Origin of the sequence: Mesorhizobium sp. WSM4884, from assembly GCF_029625675.1 — a bacterium.
Taxonomy (GTDB): Bacteria; Pseudomonadota; Alphaproteobacteria; order Rhizobiales; family Rhizobiaceae; genus Mesorhizobium.
In genome coordinates this window covers 102,025-119,112 of record NZ_JARTVO010000017.1, presented here as the reverse complement: position 1 = coordinate 119,112, position 17,088 = coordinate 102,025, and the positions used below count along the sequence as shown (strand labels likewise).

The 17,088-nt window shown below is 62.7% G+C and carries 19 protein-coding genes; 9 read left to right on the top strand and 10 right to left on the bottom strand.

Annotation, left to right across the window (positions count from 1 at the left end; translation table 11 throughout):
* Nucleotides 1-118: 118 nt before the first annotated feature.
* The 4 genes from P9236_RS23650 to P9236_RS23635 form a co-directional block, all read right to left on the bottom strand.
* Nucleotides 119-1,372, bottom strand: a complete 1,254-nt coding sequence (locus P9236_RS23650; protein WP_278077001.1) for a L,D-transpeptidase family protein — start codon at nt 1,370-1,372, stop codon at nt 119-121.
* Nucleotides 1,373-1,929: 557 nt separating this feature from the next.
* A complete protein-coding gene (locus P9236_RS23645; protein ID WP_040983294.1) occupies nt 1,930-2,445 on the bottom strand; it encodes a MarR family winged helix-turn-helix transcriptional regulator in 516 nt (171 codons plus the stop codon).
* Between the two features lie 272 nt (nt 2,446-2,717).
* Entirely contained in the window at nt 2,718-3,140 is a 423-nt protein-coding gene (locus tag P9236_RS23640; RefSeq protein WP_278077000.1) for a DUF6163 family protein, read from the bottom strand.
* A complete protein-coding gene (locus P9236_RS23635; RefSeq protein ID WP_278076999.1) occupies nt 3,137-4,180 on the bottom strand; it encodes a 3-hydroxyisobutyryl-CoA hydrolase in 1,044 nt (347 codons plus the stop codon). The genes P9236_RS23640 and P9236_RS23635 overlap by 4 nt, the downstream gene beginning before the upstream one ends.
* Before the next feature lie 168 nt (nt 4,181-4,348).
* On the opposite strand from P9236_RS23635, the gene P9236_RS23630 reads away from it, so the two are divergent.
* The 5 genes from P9236_RS23630 to P9236_RS23610 all read left to right on the top strand — a co-directional run bounded on the left by P9236_RS23630 (nt 4,349) and on the right by P9236_RS23610 (nt 8,038).
* Nucleotides 4,349-5,164 carry a DUF2066 domain-containing protein gene (locus P9236_RS23630; RefSeq protein WP_278076998.1) on the top strand — a complete coding sequence of 272 codons (816 nt, stop codon included), beginning with the start codon at nt 4,349-4,351 and terminating at the stop codon, nt 5,162-5,164.
* Nucleotides 5,165-5,463: 299 nt separating this feature from the next.
* Complete coding sequence (gene hemB, locus P9236_RS23625; protein WP_278076997.1) at nt 5,464-6,495, top strand: porphobilinogen synthase; 1,032 nt, start codon at nt 5,464-5,466, stop codon at nt 6,493-6,495.
* 49 nt (nt 6,496-6,544) lie between these two features.
* Nucleotides 6,545-6,841: a nucleotidyltransferase domain-containing protein gene (locus tag P9236_RS23620; protein ID WP_278076996.1), complete on the top strand. Its 297-nt coding sequence runs from the start codon at nt 6,545-6,547 to the stop codon at nt 6,839-6,841.
* Nucleotides 6,841-7,161 carry a HepT-like ribonuclease domain-containing protein gene (locus tag P9236_RS23615; RefSeq protein WP_278076994.1) on the top strand — a complete coding sequence of 107 codons (321 nt, stop codon included), beginning with the start codon at nt 6,841-6,843 and terminating at the stop codon, nt 7,159-7,161. The genes P9236_RS23620 and P9236_RS23615 overlap by 1 nt, the downstream gene beginning before the upstream one ends.
* A 229-nt stretch (nt 7,162-7,390) precedes the next feature.
* Nucleotides 7,391-8,038: a dihydrofolate reductase family protein gene (locus tag P9236_RS23610; protein WP_278076992.1), complete on the top strand. Its 648-nt coding sequence runs from the start codon at nt 7,391-7,393 to the stop codon at nt 8,036-8,038.
* Nucleotides 8,039-8,239: 201 nt separating this feature from the next.
* On the opposite strand, the gene ppk2 is transcribed toward P9236_RS23610, so the two are convergent.
* Complete coding sequence (ppk2, locus tag P9236_RS23605; RefSeq protein WP_278076991.1) at nt 8,240-9,160, bottom strand: polyphosphate kinase 2; 921 nt, start codon at nt 9,158-9,160, stop codon at nt 8,240-8,242.
* A 261-nt stretch (nt 9,161-9,421) separates the two neighbouring features.
* On the opposite strand from ppk2, the gene P9236_RS23600 reads away from it, so the two are divergent.
* Nucleotides 9,422-10,465: an aldo/keto reductase gene (locus P9236_RS23600; RefSeq protein WP_278076990.1), complete on the top strand. Its 1,044-nt coding sequence runs from the start codon at nt 9,422-9,424 to the stop codon at nt 10,463-10,465.
* Between the two features lie 6 nt (nt 10,466-10,471).
* On the opposite strand, the gene P9236_RS23595 is transcribed toward P9236_RS23600, so the two are convergent.
* Together P9236_RS23595 and P9236_RS23590 are read right to left on the bottom strand one after the other, a co-directional pair.
* Nucleotides 10,472-11,443, bottom strand: coding sequence for a glycosyl transferase family 90 (locus tag P9236_RS23595; RefSeq protein WP_278076989.1), 972 nt, complete (start codon nt 11,441-11,443; stop codon nt 10,472-10,474).
* A 130-nt stretch (nt 11,444-11,573) separates the two neighbouring features.
* The gene (locus P9236_RS23590; RefSeq protein WP_278076988.1) at nt 11,574-12,239 is read right to left on the bottom strand and encodes a GntR family transcriptional regulator; all 666 of its coding nucleotides are present in this window, start codon (nt 12,237-12,239) and stop codon (nt 11,574-11,576) included.
* Between the two features lie 120 nt (nt 12,240-12,359).
* Between P9236_RS23590 and P9236_RS23585 the strand changes: the two genes are divergently transcribed.
* Both P9236_RS23585 and P9236_RS23580 read left to right on the top strand, forming a co-directional pair.
* Nucleotides 12,360-13,607, top strand: coding sequence for a multidrug efflux MFS transporter (locus P9236_RS23585; RefSeq protein WP_278076986.1), 1,248 nt, complete (start codon nt 12,360-12,362; stop codon nt 13,605-13,607).
* Between the two features lie 37 nt (nt 13,608-13,644).
* Nucleotides 13,645-14,019, top strand: coding sequence for a DUF423 domain-containing protein (locus tag P9236_RS23580; RefSeq protein WP_278076985.1), 375 nt, complete (start codon nt 13,645-13,647; stop codon nt 14,017-14,019).
* Between the two features lie 148 nt (nt 14,020-14,167).
* Here the strand turns inward: P9236_RS23580 and P9236_RS23575 are convergent, their stop codons facing one another.
* Complete coding sequence (locus P9236_RS23575) at nt 14,168-14,305, bottom strand: hypothetical protein (protein WP_278076984.1); 138 nt, start codon at nt 14,303-14,305, stop codon at nt 14,168-14,170.
* 61 nt (nt 14,306-14,366) lie between these two features.
* Nucleotides 14,367-14,510: a hypothetical protein gene (locus P9236_RS23570; RefSeq protein WP_278076983.1), complete on the bottom strand. Its 144-nt coding sequence runs from the start codon at nt 14,508-14,510 to the stop codon at nt 14,367-14,369.
* A gap of 177 nt (nt 14,511-14,687) precedes the next feature.
* Here P9236_RS23570 and P9236_RS23565 point away from each other — a divergent pair, with 177 nt between their 5' ends.
* Entirely contained in the window at nt 14,688-15,767 is a 1,080-nt protein-coding gene (locus tag P9236_RS23565) for a substrate-binding domain-containing protein (RefSeq protein WP_278076981.1), read from the top strand.
* Nucleotides 15,768-15,822: 55 nt separating this feature from the next.
* Here the strand turns inward: P9236_RS23565 and opgC are convergent, their stop codons facing one another.
* A complete protein-coding gene (gene opgC, locus P9236_RS23560) occupies nt 15,823-17,079 on the bottom strand; it encodes an OpgC domain-containing protein (RefSeq protein WP_278076980.1) in 1,257 nt (418 codons plus the stop codon).
* Between the last annotated feature and the right edge of the window lie 9 nt (nt 17,080-17,088).

The window sequence follows — 17,088 nt, the reverse complement described above, 5'->3', positions numbered from 1 at the left end:
GACACCGATTTGCCAAGCTCAATCAACCCCCAAAACAAAACCCCGCCGAAAATCGACGGGGTTCGTCAACAGTCTGAAGGCCGCCCTGTCGGCGGCCTTTTCTAAAAATGTCAGACACTTATAGCGCCGAAGTAATCTGCAGCTCGCTGTTGCCGTCGAGGCCGTAGATGTCGTCGCGGAACTGGACGACGCCAGGCCCGGTCGACCATGCCGACAGGTAAAGGAAATGGACCGGCACCGGATTGACGACCTGCACCGGGGTGTTCTCGCCGGTCTTGATCGCCGCCTCGAAATGCTGGCGGTCCCAGCCGGGCGTGTCGCGCAGGATCCAGGTGACGAGGTCGCGCACGTTCTGGACGCGCACGCAGCCCGAAGAGTCGAAGCGCATCAGCTTGCCGAACAGGCTCTGCTGCGGCGTGTCGTGCATGTAGACGCCGTCCGGGCTCGGGAAATTGATCTTGACCGAGGCCATGGCGTTGCCGGCGCCGGGATCCTGGCGGAAGCGGTACTTGGCGGCATCGTCCGTCGACCAGTCGATGGTCATCGGATCGACCTCGCTGCCGTCCGGCGCGAACAGGCGGATGTGGCTGTCCTTGAGATAATTGGGATCCTTCCGCATCAGCGGAATGATGTCCTTGCGCACGATCGAGACCGGCGCGTTCCAGTAAGGATTGACGATGATCTCGTTGATCTTGGAATTGACGATCGGCGTCTGGCGGTCGATCTTGCCGACGATCGCGGTGTGGCGAAGCACTACGCGGTCGTTCTCCACGGCTTCGACCTGCGCCGCCGGAATGTCGACAAGCACATAACGGCTGCCCAGCGTGCCGGCCTTTTCCTTCAGGCGCTGCAGATTGGTCTGCAACTGGCCGAGCCGGATCTGCGCCGAGACGTTCATCGCCGCATAGGTGTATTTGCCCATCGCGCCGTCGGCCGGCAGGCCATGGCGAAGCTGGAAGCGCTTGACCGCGGAATCGACGTAGGAATCGAAGGCCGTCGAAATGCCGGCGCTCTGCGGCAGGTCGCCCGAGATCATCAGCCGCTTGCGCAACGGCACGACATCAGGGTCGTCGACGCCGAGCTGCAATTTCTTGGTCGCCGGAACCTGCTCCCAGCCGCCCTGGCCGACGATGTTCTGGTACTGTGCCACCGCCTGCTCGGTGAAGGCGACGGTCTGCTGGCTGAAGATCGGCAGCGTCGAAGCGACCTTGTTCGTATTGTTGGCGCGGGCGTCGAACTGATCGTCCCAATTGCCGCGGGTCGAGGATTTGAGGATATCCCCGACCACATCCTGCGCGCTGGCATGGCCGGCGACAAGGGCGGCGGCGAGCGCAGAGGCTCCGGTAAGGAAGAAACGGCGGCTGGTTCTCATGGACGTTCCAGACATTCTAGCTGTATTCGATCTCGCTCAGTTCGCTTTACTGGCGGGTTGCCCGCACTCTAGGGTCGGCAATCTTAACAATTATCCAACCATGTCCCGCATCGCCCGGCTGCCGGAAACGCACAGCCTCGAGGCAGGTTCCAGGAGGCGCAGGGCCGCAGCGTCACCCGCATTCTCGCTTTCACCGTGATTATGGCGGCAACGTGGCCTTGGCCCGCGATTTGCCTTCGACGAGACGACGAAACATGGGAGCGATGCTTTTCTGCACTGGCCCTAAAGCGCGTCGCGATCTTTCAGATTCGCTCCATGCGCTTTAGGTTTTTGATTTTACGCATGTCTTTATCCCGAAACCGGTTCCCACTTTCGGGAGACATGCTTTAGTCGGTTGCTTCCCTTGCAGCGCACCATAGCCGGTACGCACGACTTCTGGGCAAGGCCGGAATTCCCTTGGTGACAGGAACGGACCGGCGCGCTTCGGCGCCGGCCCATATTCTTCTCCGGGACCGCGCCTCTTCGGCGCGGCTTCGATGTCTCAGGTTTGAACGCGCTTACATCCGATAAGCGATGGTGTCGTTCCAGAAGCGGTCCAGGCGCTGCAGGGCGCGGTTCATCTGCTTGAACTCGTCGGTGTTGATGCCGCCCACCGCCTCGATCGAGCCGACATGGCGCTCATAGAGCCCGGCGACGACGTCGGCCACCTCGTTGCCCTTCGGCGTCAGCGAGACGCGGACCGAGCGGCGGTCGATTCGCGAGCGCTGGTGGTTGATGAAGCCGAGGTCGACCAGCTTCTTCAGATTGTAGGAGACATTCGAGCCGAGATAATAACCACGCGAGCGCAGCTCGCCGGCGGTCAGCTCCGAGTTGCCGATGTTGAACAGCAGCAGCGCCTGGATGGCGTTGATGTCGGAGCGACCGTTGCGGTCGAACTCGTCCTTGATCACATCAAGCAGACGGCGATGCAGACGCTCCACCAGCTGCAGCGATTCCATGTACAGCGAACGGATCGCCTCGCGGCGGTCGTCGGATACGTTGGCGGTCTTCGCCGCCGGACGCGAATTGATCATTGTCTTTGCCTCTCGTTTGTCGCCCGGTGATTTTTTGTTCTTCACCTTGATCGCGACACTATCGAATACTCATAAAATTCGACTTAAACGCCAGGGCTAACAAGAGCTTACCGGTAAGAGGTTTCGAAAGAGGCTTAACGAACGGTCACGCGAGCAAGAACAATTAACCTAAAGATTTAGCCACTGGTTTTAGGGCAAACCGCTGACCCTGTACCTAGGCTCCCGGAGCCGCTCGGCAACCTAACGCGCTGCCCGTCTTCGGGCGCCATGCATTACTGCCTGAGCTGGCGCTTCTGCAGCCAGATGATCACGCGGAAGACGATGTAGAGAAGCGCCACGCAGGCATGTGAGACCACGATCAGCAGGCGGTGGCCGAAGAGGTCGGGAAAGCCGGCATACATGATGGTCTCGGTCGCCGCGCAGATGAACCAGATCACCGGTCCCCAGGAGGCGAGCATCCAGAGGCCCGCGGCGGCGAACGGAAAAAAGACGGCAAGCGTGGCCGCGGCCACCTGCCAGTGCACCGGCATCAGGTCGAAACGCCAGAGCTCGCCCGGATATATGCCGATCAGCCGGATCCAGTAGAGGATGCCGAAGAGCAGACAATAGCCGGCGATCACGCGCTGGAACCAGGCGAAGATGACCTCGGTGGTCGAGGGCTGCAGCACCACGCGCCTGGAGGTGACCTCGCTCACAGCTCGAGCTCCGCGGCTCCGAGCGGCGCGAAATAGGCGTCGATATCGGCTGCCCTCAGCGCTTCGAAGCTGGCTGGCCGCCACTCAGGCTTCGAGCCCTTGTCGATGATGGCGGCGCGGATGCCTTCGTAGAAGTCGTGGCCAGCAAGCATCCGGTTGAGGATGCGGAACTCCATCTTCATGCACTCGTCCATCGACAGCGTCAGCCCGGCGCTGATCTCGCGCCAGGCGACGTTGAGGCTGGTCGGCGAGCGCGTCCTGATCGTCGCCAGGGTCTTGGCGGCGAAGGCATCGGTGGCGGCAGCCTCCTCAAGGCTAGCGATAATGCCGGCGAGCGAGAGTTGCGAGAAATGGCGCGCGATCGAATCCAGATCCTGTCGCTCGGTCTCGCGCTTCGCCGGGATGAAGAAATCGCGCAGCTCAGCGTTCGGATCGCCGCTTGTCGCGAGTTCGTCGAGCAGGTCGGCCTGGTCCTCGGCCCTGATCGTGTGCGTGGCGAGGCCCGACCACAGCGCATCGCCAAAGCGGATGCGGTTTCCCGTCAGCCCCAGATACATGCCGAAGCTGCCGCCGAGATCCGGCAGCAAGTGGCTGGCGCCGACATCGGGGAAGAAGCCGATGCCGACCTCGGGCATGGCGAACTGCGCATTCTCGGTCATCACGCGGTGCGAGCCGTGGAAGGAAATGCCGACGCCGCCGCCCATGACGATGCCGTCGATCAGCGCGACATAGGGCTTCATGAAGCGCGCTATGCGGGCGTTGAGCCGGTACTCGTCGGCGAAGAAATCGACCGGCGGCTTGCCGGCGCGGCCGGCCTCGTAGATGTGCAGAATATCGCCGCCGGCGGAGAACGCCCTGCCCTCGGCCTTGACAACCACGGCGGCGACGCCGGCATCGCCCTCCCAGGCGTCGAGCGCCTTGCCGAGCGCCTTGACCATACGGTGGGTGACGGCATTGAGCGCCTGCGGCCGCGTCAGCGTGACGACACCCGCCTTGCCCAAACGCTCGAAGCGAATCTCGTCGCCTCCGCCAAAATCCATCACCAGAGAATCCTTCTCTCCGCCCTTCCAGGGGGATTGAAGTGCTAAAGGCGGCATAGGGATGCGTCAATGGCGGGATCGCCGCGCTGGCGACCAGCCCCGCCAGGTGTTAGGTAACCGGCAAAGGGTTGCGCCCGCGCGGCCCGACAGATTTGCGAGCAAATCGACATGCCTGGATTTTCTCGTTTCGTGGCTGGGTTGACAGGCCTTCTATGGCTCGGAGCTCCCTCCGGCTTTGCCGCAACGCCCGCGGAACTCTACCAGGCACAGACCATCGTCACTGGTACAGGCGAGCCGAACCGCCAGATCGGCTTCAAGGATTGCCTGGAGAAGGTGCTGGTCAGGGTTTCCGGCGACCAGCGGCTGACGCAGAAATCTGAAATGCTGGCACTGCGCAACAAGGCAGCCGACTTCGTCCAATCCTTCCGCTACCACGACCGGCTGGAAGGCGTTCCAATCCATGACGAGCAAGGCACCCATGACAGGCTGCACGACCTGACGTGCCTTTACAAGCCCGCGGTGGTCGACAAGCTTTTGGCGCAGCTCGGCAGCAGGCCCTGGCACGGCGATCGGCAGACGCTCGCCGTCTTCCTCGCGACCGAGCAGGGCGCGAGGCATTTCGTGCTGACGGCCGACGAGGATCGCGGCCAAACGATGCGTGAATCCTTCACCAATGCCACCGGTCCGCTGCTTATGCGCGTCACCTTTCCAAAAGCCAGGCAGCTTGCCGGGTTGGACGAGAAGGCGCTCCCCGCGGCGGATATGGCAAGGCTCGACCAGCTCGCGAAAAACGCGGGGGCGGCCCGGGCGCTTGCCGGCAGCATCGTATGGAGCGACAAGGAACTCGGCTGGATCGCCGACTGGCGGCTGGCCGATCGCGGCAAGACCTATCAATGGCAAGTGCGCGGCGTCAGCTTCGACGAGGCCTTTCGCGTGGCCGTGAGGGGCGCGGCGCAGATTTTATCGGGCAACGGGCAGCCTTAGGGCAGGCCGATATTCAGGCGATGCCGGTCTGCAAACGCCGCCTTCCCGCGCTTCCGGTATTCACGTACCTTAAAAAGCGCGCTCTGTTCAGGCCTTCGCCGGCCGAAGCCCTTATAAGTGTTTCCGCTCCATGAAGGCTACGGCCGGCGTAGCCGGTTCTCGGAATCCGCCATTTTCGACACGGCCTGACCTGAATCTCGACCTACCCTACATCGGAGCTACATGCCTGGCACAATCGTGTCGCATTGGTCAGCGGCAAACGCGCGTGGTAAAAGCGCGGCCAAAAGAGAGTTTTGGCGATGAACAGATTCACCCCCGCAAAGCCTGCCGGCGCGCGCAGCGTCGACGAGATCACCGGCAGCCGGCGGCTGCGGCGCATGCGCAAGGCCGACTGGTCGCGCCGTCTGGTGCAGGAGAACCAACTCTCGGTGAACGACCTGATCTGGCCGATTTTCGTCGTCGACGGCAAAAATGTGCGCGAGGCGATCGCCGCCATGCCCGATGTCTATCGCCTGTCCGTCGACCTCGCGGTCAAGGAAGCCGAGCGCGCCGCCAAGCTCGGCATCCCGGCGATCGCCACCTTCCCCAATATCGAGCTTTCGCTGCGCGACCAGACCGGCTCGCATATCCTCGATCCGGAAAACATCATCAACCGCACTACCCGCGCCATCAAGGAGGCGGTGCCGGAGATTGGCATCATCACCGACGCCGCGCTCGATCCATTCACCAGCCATGGCCATGACGGCATTTTGCGCGACGGCATCATCGTCAATGACGAGACCGTCGAGCAGGTCGCCGCGGCGGCCGTCATCCAGGCGGCGGCCGGCGCCGACATCATCGCGCCGTCCGACATGATGGACGGGCGCATCGGCGCCATCCGCGACGCGCTCGACGCCAACGGTTTCCAGGACGTGGCGATCATGTCCTATGCGACCAAGTTCGCGTCGGCCTTCTACGGCCCCTATCGCGAGGCGGTGGGCACTGCCGGCCTGCTCAAGGGTGACAAGAATACCTACTATATCGACCACGCCAATTCCGACGAGGCCGTGCGCGAGGCCGAGCAGGATCTGGCCGAAGGCGCCGACATGCTGATGGTGAAGCCGGGGCTGCCCTATCTCGACATCATCCGCAGGCTGAAGGACGAGCTGCAGATGCCGACCTTCGCCTACCAGGTGTCCGGCGAATATTCGATGATCAAGGCAGCCGCCGCCAATGGCTGGATCGACGGCGAGAAGGCGATGCTGGAATCGCTCCTCGCGCTCAAGCGCGCCGGCTGCGACGGCATCCTCACCTATTTCGCACCGACCGTGGCGGAGATGCTGAAGGGCTAGGTTCGCCTCGTGGCTTTGGAATTCTGACGGGATTCGTTAGAATGAATCCATGAGCAGGAATGAAGTCATTGAACAGTTGCGAAAGAACGCGGATGCCATCAGGGGCATGGGCGCGACTTCGCTTTATCTGTTTGGGTCGGCCGCGCGCGGCGATGCACGCCCAGACAGCGATCTTGATCTTTTCATAGATTATGATCCGACGGGGCGCTTTTCCTTGATCGATCTCGTCGGCATCAAACAATTTCTCGAAGAGAAGATGTCGGCCGAAATCGACATCACCACGAGGGACAGTCTTCATCCGATGCTGAAGGCCGATATCGAACAATCGGCCGTGCGCGTATTTTGATGGCGCCTCGTCGGATCAAGCCGATCCTCGCCGAGAGCGTTGCGGCCCTGGATGGCATCGCTGCTGCAACGGCTGGCAAGACATTGGAGAATTTTCGTGGCGATTGGTTGCTTCGCCACGGCGTCGAGCGCGGTATCGAGATCATTTCCGAAGCCACCCGGCACATTCCCGACGACCTGACGGCTCTTGCTCCAGAAATTCCCTGGAAACAGGTTCGTGGCATAGGCAACATCCTGCGTCATGAATATCACAAGACTTCCGATGCCATCGTCTGGGCTGTCGTGACAGACAATTTGCCGGCGCTAAAGCGTTGCCATTGAACGCATTCTCGATGCTGCTGACCGAGAGCAACCCAGCTAATCGCTTTTCCGACGCAGAAATGCGACAGCATCCTTAGCCGTTTCATCCGATGTTCTCAGTCAGCCACCTTCGGACGACGATCCATACATCGGCCACCCTCATGCACGCCGGGAAATACCGCTTGCATTTTGCAATCAGTTAAGCTACCCAATAACCACTTGCAATCTACAACTGGTTTAGGAGGCAATCATGTCCAAGCTGCGTGTCAACGCTTTCACCTTGTCGCTCGACGGCTACGGCGCCGGTCCGGATCAGACTCTCGAAACCCCGCTCGGCGTCGGCGGCGAAGCCCTGCATAAATGGATGATCGGCACCCGCACCTTTCGCGAGATGGTGATCGGCAAGGAGGGCGGCACCACCGACATCGACGACAGCTTCGCCGCGCGCAGCTTCGAGAATGTCGGCGCCTGGATCCTCGGCCGCAACATGTTCGGACCAATCCGCGGCGAATGGCCGGACGAGAGCTGGAAAGGCTGGTGGGGCGACAACCCGCCCTATCACGTGCCGGTCTTCGTGCTCACCCACCACAAGCGCGCGCCGATCGTCATGGAAGGCGGCACGACGTTCCATTTCGTCACCGACGGCATCCATTCGGCGCTCGAACAGGCGAAGGCGGCGGCCAACGGCAAGGATGTGCGCGTCGGCGGCGGCGTTTCGACTCTGCGGCAATATCTGCAAGAGAGGCTCATCGACGAGATGCATCTGGCCATCTCGCCGATCCTGCTCGGCTCCGGCGAGCATCTTTTCGCCGGTCTCGACATGCCGAAGCTCGGCTATCGCTGCAGCAGCCAGGTCGCGACGACCGATGCCACGCATGTGATCATTGGGCGAGCGTAACCGACTTCCCTTCTCCCCTTGTGGGAGAAGGTGGCCGAGCGAATCTCGGTCGGATGAGGGGTGCTCCAGCTTGGCGATACCCCTCTCGCAGACACGAGGCATAAGACAGGTTTGTCAGCACCTCATTTCTTCCAACACCCCTCATCCGTCTTGGCGCTACGCGCCGATCCCCTTCTCCCGCAAGGGGAGAAGGAGGGCGTCTCAATACTTCGCCGGCACGTAGAGTTCGCGCGGCAGCACCTGGCGCTCGTAGGACGGGTTGAAGACACGCTCCGGCAGCGTGATCTCCTCATGCGGCACGTCCTCATAGGGCATCTGCTGCAGCAGATGGTCGATGCAGTTCAGCCGCGCCCGCTTCTTGTCGTTGCCTTCGACGATGAACCAGGGCGCCTCCTTGATGTTGGTGCGGGCGAAGGTCTCTTCCTTGGCCTTGGTGTACTGCTCCCAGCGCACGCGTGACTGCAGGTCCATCGGCGACAGCTTCCACTGCTTCATCGGATCGTGAATGCGCATCAGGAAGCGCATCTGCTGCTCCTCGTCGGTGATCGAGAACCAGTATTTCACCAGCGTGATGCCGGAGCGCACAAGCATGCGTTCGAATTCCGGCACGTCGCGGAAGAATTCCTCCACCTGCTCAGGATTGGCAAAGCCCATCACGCGCTCGACGCCGGAGCGGTTGTACCAGGAGCGATCGAACAGCACGATCTCGCCGCCGGCCGGCAGGTGCGGCACATAGCGCTGGAAATACCATTGCGACTTCTCGCGCTCGGTCGGCGCCGGCAGCGCCACGACGCGGCAGATGCGCGGGTTGAGGCGCTGGGTGATACGCTTGATGACGCCGCCCTTGCCGGCGGAGTCGCGACCCTCGAAGATCACCACCAGCTTCTTCTTGTGGTAGGCGACCCAGGACTGCAGCTTGATCAGTTCCGACTGCAGCCGCAGCAGCTCGCGGAAATAGGTCATCCGCTCGATGGAGGGCGGATGCGACTTCTTGTAAATCCTGGCGATCTCGAGCGAGAGCGCGGGTTCGGAAATCTCCAGCTCATAGTCCTCGTCGAGCGTGTCCTCGAGCTCGGCTTCCAGCCAGTCCTTGGCTCCGGAATTCGTTTTGAGTTCGTTCATCACGCAGCTCCTGCCTATCAGCCACTTTCGCCTCGGCTGCGTTCCGACCCTGGAAACGCAACTCCGTAAGCCGACTGAGATACAGACGCGCAATGACGGTTTTATTGCAGGCAGGGGCTTGTAATGCTGGACCAGCATATATGTGATCGGCCCGTATCGATGGCGGGGCGACAAGCCGCCGGAATTGTCCTACAAATACCCTCGCCTCTTTCCGGCGCCCTGCACGGCGCGCCTTTTCAAAACAAATCGCGAGGACCTGACATGGAATACCGCACGCTTGGCCGTTCCGGCCTGAAGGTTTCGACACTGACGCTTGGCACGATGACCTTCGGCGGCACGGGCCCGTTCGCCGCCGTCGGCAATTCCGATCTTTCGGAAGCGAGACGCATCATCGACACCTGCATCGATGCCGGCATCAACCTCATCGACACCGCCAACGTCTATTCCAACGGCCTGTCGGAGGAGATCGTCGGCGAGGCGCTCGGCGGCAAGCGCAAGAACGATGTGCTCATCGCCTCCAAGGCGCGCATGCGGATCGGCGACGGCCCCAACGACGAAGGCCTGTCGCGCCATCATCTGATCCGCGAATGCGAGAGAAGCCTGAAGCGGCTCAAGACCGATGTCATCGACATCTATTTCCTGCACGAATGGGACGGCGTCACGCCGCTGGAGGAGACGATCGCCGCGCTCGACACCTTGGTCGGCCAGGGCAAGGTCCGTTATGTCGGCTGCTCCAACTATTCCAGCTGGCAAGTGATGAAGGCGCTCTCGATCAGCGACAGCCATCATCAGCCACGCTTCGTCACCCAGCAGATCCACTACACGCTGGAAGCGCGCGAGGCGGAGTACGAGTTGCTGCCGATCTCGGTCGACCAGGGTCTTGGCGTGCTGGTTTGGAGCCCGCTGGCCGGCGGCCTGCTTTCCGGCAAATACCGCCGCGATAGCCCGACGGCGCGTCAGCTTGGCGGCTGGTCGGAACCGCCGATCCGCGACGAGGACAGGCTGTGGCGGATCGTCGACGTCCTGGTCGAGATCGGCAAGGCGCGCGGTGTCTCGGCGGCCCAGGTGGCACTTGCCTGGCTGCTCGGCCGCCCGGCCGTTTCTTCGCTGGTGATCGGCGCCCGCAATGAAACCCAGCTCAAGGACAATCTTGCCGCGGCAAGCCTGACGCTGTCGTTGGATGAGCGCTTGCGGCTCGATGCCGTCAGCCGGCCACCGGTGCTATACCCATACTGGCACCAGCAGTTCACCGCCAAGGATCGGTTCGGCCCGGCCGATCTCGTGCTTGATCGCAATGTTATCTGAGAACCGTCAGCCTGTGATGTAGCGCCAGACTTCCGGATCGGGTTCGATCTGGCCGCTCAGCACGAAATATTTGTAGAGGACGAGCAGCGAGACCGCTCGCTCGTCCTTTTCGTTGCCGAACCGGCGGCAGTAGGCGTTTGCCGCCGTTATGATGCGTTGGGCTTCCGCCGGACGCTTTTCGAAATAGGCGATCTTGTCGGCGACATCCGAAAAATCCGGTGCCAGCGGCACGTAGTGAACATTGGCCTCGAGCTCAGCTTCGGCGAACCACGTCTCGTAGGTCGGAGGCGGCATCAGGCAGAGCGAATTCGAGCTCATGATCCATTTCAGGTTCGTCGCCACGTCATTGCCTTCGAGCGAGACGATGTAGCGGAACTGCAGTTGCTGTGGGATTGTGAGGTAGGGCTTGCGGTAGTTCTCCGGCGCGCTCGGCTTTGGCGAGCCCGCATCGCAAACCGGCAGACCGCGCACGGCATCGACGAACCGCTTGCGGATCGGATTGTTGAGATCGCCGCGCCAGACCGCCACCGGGCGCTTGTCGGCGAAGGACAAACTGTCGCGGGGAAACCGGAAATGACGGAACTTGTCGAGCTTCATAATCACGGCGTTGCCGTTGTCGTCACGGATAGGCCGATCCTTGACGATCGCCGGCATCCTGGGCACGTTGACGACATCGCCGAACTCGAGATCGATGAGCAGGCCGCGATCGAAGTAGCGCGCGAACTCCTTCAGATCGTAATAATACATGCTGCCGAACTTGGGTATTTGACCGGCCGGCACGGCCGCCGCGCTCGGCACGAAGCTATGGTCGAGCCTGTTGTAGTAGTTGACCCGATCGCGGACCGTTTTGCCGGAGAGCTTCGCCTGCCGCAGGCGACCAGCCAGGCGCTCGCGAAAGAGAGCCTGCGGCACCACATCGCGCGTGATGTTGCGTATGAAATAAAATACCCGCGCTGCGGTGCGTAAGGGCGAAGCCATGCGTCCGTCGTTTCAGTAGGTGCGGTGTTGTTCCCCGCACCTCCTACAGCATTGCGCCGCACATCTTGCAAGCCCGCGCGCCGTGACGAACTTGTGAGAGTCCTTATATTCCGGCGACGGTAGAGGGTAATCAGGCAGCGACGACGGCGAAACCCCTGGCGCGCAGGCCGCGCCGATCCTCATGCAGCGATGTCATCAGCCGGTCGCGGCTGCCGGCGATATGGGCCGAGAGCAGCCGCGCCGCCTCGCCGGCGTCACCCTTCCGTACGGCGGCCAGGATGGCATGGTGCTCGGCCCAGGCGCGGCCCAATGCCGCCTCGTCGCGCACTTCGAGCCAGCGGGCGCGCGACAGCCTGGTCATCGCGTCGCGCACGGCTCGCAACAGGAATTCATTGCCGGAGAGCCTGGCCAGCTCGATGTGAAAATCCATGCCGACGCGGTGCCATTCCTCGCGCGGCGTCTCGGCGTCGCAGGAATCGAGCATCGCCGCGATCACCTCGACCCCGCTGCGGTCCTCAAGCGCCGCCGTCAGCCTCACCGCCGCCACCTCGACCGCCTCGCGATAGACGACGATCTGGCCAAGCTCGGCAAGGTTGATCGGCGCCACTGTCCAGCCGCGGCCGTCGCGGCCGATCAGCCCTTCGGTCTCAAGCCGCAGCAATGCGGCCCTGACCGGGGTGCGCGAGGCGCCGAAGCGGCTTTCGATCCAGCGCTCGGTCAGCCGCTCGCCCGGGCCGATCTCCAGCCCAAGGATCATCTCGCGAAGCTGCCTTTCGACATTCTGCATCTGCGACATCGTCGTTCCACTTTTCGGATGCCGCATTGACAGCGGCTGGGTTCGGGGTTCATGACGGATACCAACTTGGTATCCCAAAATGGTATCCGGAGCAATCCCGAATGACCGGGCAGGCATGACATGGCAGACGATATTTCGGAACAGAGCGGCTACAACATCCATTGGCGGCGCAATCTCGCCGTCTGCTTCGCCGGCTCGTTCAGCACGCTCATCGCCATGACGCTGCTCTTGCCCTTCCTGCCGCTTTACGTCGAACAGCTCGGTGCCGAGGGGCACGCGGCGATCGTGCAATGGTCGGGTATTGCCTATGGCGCCACCTTCTTTGCCGCTGCGCTGGTCGCACCTTTGTGGGGGCGGCTCGGCGACCGTTACGGCCGCAAGCTGATGCTGGTGCGCGCCTCGTTCGGCATGGCGATCTGCATGTCGCTGACCGGCATGGTGCAAAGCGTGTGGCAACTGGTGCTGCTTCGCCTGCTGATCGGATTTGCCGGCGGCTACTCCTCGGGGTCGACGATATTGGTGGCGATGCAGACTCCGAAGGACCGCTCCGGCTGGGCGCTCGGGGTGCTCTCGGCCGGCATCACGGCGGGCTCGCTGGTCGGCCCGCTGCTCGGCGGCGTGCTGCCGCCGGTGATCGGCATCCGCGCCACCTTCCTGCTCTCCGGCGGTGTGATTTTCCTGGCGTTCCTGGCCACGACTTTCCTGATCAAGGAAAACCCGCCGGCGCGCAAAACTGTCTCGGCGGCGAAGCCGAAAAGCGGCTGGTCGCAGATCCCCGACAAGCGGCCGGTCGTGGCGATGCTGACGACCGGCATGCTGCTCGCCTTCGCCACCATGTCGGTCGAGCCGATCATCACCGTCTACGTGCAGCAGCTCGTCGAGGACCAGAGCAAGGTGACGATGGTCGCGGGCGTGGTGATGTCGGCGGCCGCGCTCGGCACCATTCTTTCTTCGTCATGGCTCGGCAAGCTCGCCGACCGCGTCGGCCACTGGAATGTCGTCGGCGGCGCGCTCGCGGTCTCGGCGCTGCTGCTCATCCCGCAGGCTTTCGTCACCGACGGCTGGCAGATCATCGGGCTGCGCTTCCTGATGGGCCTGGCGCTCGGCGGGCTGCTGCCCTGTATCACCAGCGTCATCCGCCACAACATCCCTGACGGCGTCGGCGGCAATGTGCTCGGACTGTCGATCTCGGCGCAATATGTCGGCCAGGTCGCTGGCCCCCTCGCCGGCGGCTTCGTCGGCGGCCATTTCGGCATGCGGGCGGTGTTCCTCGGCACATCCGTGCTGATGGCGCTGGGCGCGGTCTATAACTGGATTGTCCATTCGCGGCGGGCTCGGCATATGCTGGTCGAGGCCGGCGAATCCTGATTGGCGCGCCTGCCCGCCGAAAACACGGAGCATTGAAATGAGCCTTGCCGGGCAATCCTCAAACGGCGCCAGCCGTGTCCTCGTGCTGGCGGGCGGCCTCGTCGGCGCGGCAGGCGTGGCGCTGTCGGCCGCCGCCGCGCATCGCGGCGGCGCCTTCACCGGCACGGCCGCATCCTTCCTGTTGATGCATGCGCCGGTCTTTCTCGGCATCGGCCTTATCGGCGGCAACCGGTGTCTCCGGATCGCAAGCCTGGTGCTGCTGGTCGGCCTGCTGCTGTTCTCGGGCGACCTGCTCGCCCGGGATTTCCTCGGTTCGCGACTGTTCCCGATGTCGGCGCCGATCGGCGGCACCCTGCTTATCGCCGGCTGGCTGGCGATCGCGGTCTCGGCCCTGTTGCGCCCACGGTCCTAGAGCGTTTCACCGTTTCACGGAAACGGCGAACCGCTTTACCTCTTTGTTTTGACGCAATTCCGGACGGAAAACCGTTACATACTTTCCTGGAATTGCTCTAGACCTGCCTCTTCCATCGGTGGCTGTCGAGCACGAGGATGCGCCGGGGTTACCGGCGCCCCGGGCGCAGCCTACGCTTGCGCGTCGCCGGCTCCGCCGCGCGCCGGCGTTCCGGGCGGTCGGTCGCCGGCGAGATGCCCCAATAGTTGCGATAGATGTCCTGGAAAAGATGGCTGATCGGATGCATGACTGGCCCCTTGAATTGAATTGAATCGATCCAATAGATCGACGCGAAAAAGGCTGATTTTTCAGGCGCGCTTGCGCTCCACGATGAAATGCGGTTCGCGCTTCCACGGGCTTGCACTGCCGCGGCGCCGCTCGCTCCGCGCGGCCGAGGCGATGCCCCAATCGTTGCGGTAGACGTCTTCAAACAAATAGTTGACCGGATGCATGGCACCCTCCTCTTCGAACTTTGCTCCCAATCGCCGAAGTGGCTTGGATCGATTCAAATCATATGCCTCGCATCACTGGAGTCAAGCGAAAATTTGAATCGATCCAAGAAAAATGCTAGATGACCGGCAACCATTCCACGGTCATGTTGGCTCTGTGACCGGATTCGGAGGAACGACATGGCATCACCTATCGAAGGCCAAGCACGCCCCATCCGGCTGGCGGACATCGCCAAGGCGGCCGGTGTCTCGCACGGCACGGCCTCCAACGTCTTCAGTCGCCCGGAGATCGTGCGCGCCGAGGTGCGCGAAAAGGTCAAGGCGGTGGCGGAAGCGATGGGTTATGCCGGCCCCGATCCGAAGGGCCGGCTGCTGCGCGCCGGGAAGGTCAACGCCATCGGCGTCGGCACGACCGAACCCCTCTCCTATTTCTTCGAGGATCCCTTCGCCCGCGTCATGATGGCCGGCATCTCCGAAGCCTGCGACGCAACCGGCGCCGGAATCGCCCTGGTTTCAGCCGCCAACCAGGAAAAACTCGCTTGGAACATCCAGAGCGCGCTGGTCGACGGCTTCATCCTGTTCTGCATCGAAGGCGGCTCGCGCCTCGTCGATCTGACGCGGGAGCGCAGGCTGCCCTTCGTGGCGCTGGAACTCGGCTTTCACGATGAGACCATTTCGGCGATCGGCGTCGACAATGTCGCCGGCGGGCGACTCGCCGCGCGTCATGTCGCCGAACTCGGCCACCGTCGCTTCGCGGTTCTGTCGCTCACCCTCGGCGAGGAACGCACCGGTTTCGTCACACCGGAAATGGTCCGATCGGCGGTCTATACGGGAACGCGTGATCGTCTTGCCGGCTATTTCGAGGAACTGTCCCGCTTCGGTATCGACACGACAACGATCCCGATCTTCGAGACCGAGAACGAAGAAAAAAGCACCAGGGCCGGGCTCGAAGCGATCTTCGCCGGCGGCGAGCGGCCGACCGCCATCCTGGCGATGTCCGACAGGATGGCCTTGATCGCCATCGAATGGTTGGCCAAGCGAGGCCTCAAGGTGCCGGAGGACGTTTCCATCGTCGGCTTCGACGGCGTGCCGGACGGCGCGCTAAGCGACCCGCCGCTGACCACGATCGCCCAGCCGATCACCGAGATAGGCCGCCGGGCTGCTCACATGATCCTCGACTTCGACGGCACGGTGCGGCGTGAGACGATGGGCGTCGAGCTCGTCGTCAGGGCCTCTACCGGCCCTGCGCCGAAAAGCTGAACAATTCCCAGCAGTTCAGCTAGATAGCTGAACTGCTGCTTTTCCTGGATTTTCTTCAGTACCCGCCAATCCTCGCCGGCACCGGTTGCGCGCCGAACGCGGCGCGCGCGGGCTCCCCGCGTGCCGGCTTGGCGCGGGCCGGACCGAGACCGGCGAACCATTCGAGATAGAGCGCCAGCGCGAACTGCATGGCTATGCCGGCCGCGATGAGCAGCGTGTCATAGGCGAGCCCGCCCGGATTGATCAGTTTCAGCACCTGCGCGACCATGGCGATCAGCGTTCCGGCGATGAACACCGGCAGCGAGCGCTTGCCGAGGATCGCCAGCGGATTGTCGGGCCTGGCACGGAAGACATTCGACACGGCCGGCAGAGCGACGATCAGGTAGCTGACCGCGAGGATGTGCAGCAGCCGCGGCAGCGACAGGAAGGTCTTGTCGAAACCGCCGATCACAACCGGCAGGTTGAACCAGGTGATATGACCCCAGAGCGGGCTGTGCACCCAGATCGCCGCGCCGGCCACATAGACGCCGGCGAAGCCCACCAGCCACCCGTTCACGGGGATGGTGCCGCCGCGCTTGACGTGCAGCATGGCGGCAAGGCCGATATTGAACAGGAATTGCCAGGAAAGCGGGTTCAAGAACCAGAGACCCGGTTCGGGATAGTTCGGCGGCGCGATCTGCCAGATGCCGGCAACCAGCCACAGTAGGCCGGACACCGTCAGTGCCGCCACGGGCCTGCAGCTGACGAACAGCACGAAGGCCGGCGCCGCCAGAAGCAGCGCGGCATAAACCGGCAGGATGTTGTTGTAGCCGAGCTGGTGACCGAGCGTGACGATGCCGAGCAGCACTTCCGGCGTGTTCTTCATCAGCGGCTCGATGTTGATCATCTTCAACAGCTCCGGCCGGTGGGCAAACACCGCCGTAGCGCAGAATAGGGCGATCACCGCCATGGTGATGACGATATGGGTGACGTAGAGCACGCCGGCGCGCCGCCACATCTTCAGGGTCGCCAGCAGCCTGCCGCCCGGCTTGAACTTGCTGCCATAGGCGAGCGCCACCGAGATGCCGGAGATCAGCACGAAGGCCTCGGCCGCGTCGGAAAAGCCGATATTCTTGTAGGTCAGGTTTTCGAAGACGGTGCCCGGCACATGGTCGACAAAAATGGTGAGCAAGGCGAGCGCGCGCAGCACGTCGATACGCGTATCACGATCGTTGATACGCGTATCGCGCTGGTTGATGTGCGTATCGTGGTCCTTGATAGGCGTGTCGCGATCGTCGGCTCGCGTATCGCGCTGAGAAAGGGGAATGGTCATCGACAAAAG

Bases quoted from the DNA above. Each gene is read 5' to 3' on its own strand.
- P9236_RS23650 (WP_278077001.1), bottom strand. From the start codon at position 1,372: ATGAGAACCAGCCGCCGTTTCTTCCTTACCGGAGCCTCTGCGCTCGCC.
- P9236_RS23645 (WP_040983294.1), bottom strand. From the start codon at position 2,445: ATGATCAATTCGCGTCCGGCGGCGAAGACCGCCAACGTATCCGACGAC.
- P9236_RS23635 (WP_278076999.1), bottom strand. From the start codon at position 4,180: ATGGATTTTGGCGGAGGCGACGAGATTCGCTTCGAGCGTTTGGGCAAG.
- P9236_RS23630 (WP_278076998.1), top strand. From the start codon at position 4,349: ATGCCTGGATTTTCTCGTTTCGTGGCTGGGTTGACAGGCCTTCTATGG.
- hemB (WP_278076997.1), top strand. From the start codon at position 5,464: ATGAACAGATTCACCCCCGCAAAGCCTGCCGGCGCGCGCAGCGTCGAC.
- P9236_RS23620 (WP_278076996.1), top strand. From the start codon at position 6,545: ATGAGCAGGAATGAAGTCATTGAACAGTTGCGAAAGAACGCGGATGCC.
- P9236_RS23615 (WP_278076994.1), top strand. From the start codon at position 6,841: ATGGCGCCTCGTCGGATCAAGCCGATCCTCGCCGAGAGCGTTGCGGCC.
- P9236_RS23610 (WP_278076992.1), top strand. From the start codon at position 7,391: ATGTCCAAGCTGCGTGTCAACGCTTTCACCTTGTCGCTCGACGGCTAC.
- ppk2 (WP_278076991.1), bottom strand. From the start codon at position 9,160: ATGAACGAACTCAAAACGAATTCCGGAGCCAAGGACTGGCTGGAAGCC.
- P9236_RS23600 (WP_278076990.1), top strand. From the start codon at position 9,422: ATGGAATACCGCACGCTTGGCCGTTCCGGCCTGAAGGTTTCGACACTG.
- P9236_RS23595 (WP_278076989.1), bottom strand. From the start codon at position 11,443: ATGGCTTCGCCCTTACGCACCGCAGCGCGGGTATTTTATTTCATACGC.
- P9236_RS23590 (WP_278076988.1), bottom strand. From the start codon at position 12,239: ATGTCGCAGATGCAGAATGTCGAAAGGCAGCTTCGCGAGATGATCCTT.
- P9236_RS23585 (WP_278076986.1), top strand. From the start codon at position 12,360: ATGGCAGACGATATTTCGGAACAGAGCGGCTACAACATCCATTGGCGG.
- P9236_RS23580 (WP_278076985.1), top strand. From the start codon at position 13,645: ATGAGCCTTGCCGGGCAATCCTCAAACGGCGCCAGCCGTGTCCTCGTG.
- P9236_RS23575 (WP_278076984.1), bottom strand. From the start codon at position 14,305: ATGCATCCGATCAGCCATCTTTTCCAGGACATCTATCGCAACTATTGG.
- P9236_RS23570 (WP_278076983.1), bottom strand. From the start codon at position 14,510: ATGCATCCGGTCAACTATTTGTTTGAAGACGTCTACCGCAACGATTGG.
- P9236_RS23565 (WP_278076981.1), top strand. From the start codon at position 14,688: ATGGCATCACCTATCGAAGGCCAAGCACGCCCCATCCGGCTGGCGGAC.
- opgC (WP_278076980.1), bottom strand. From the start codon at position 17,079: ATGACCATTCCCCTTTCTCAGCGCGATACGCGAGCCGACGATCGCGAC.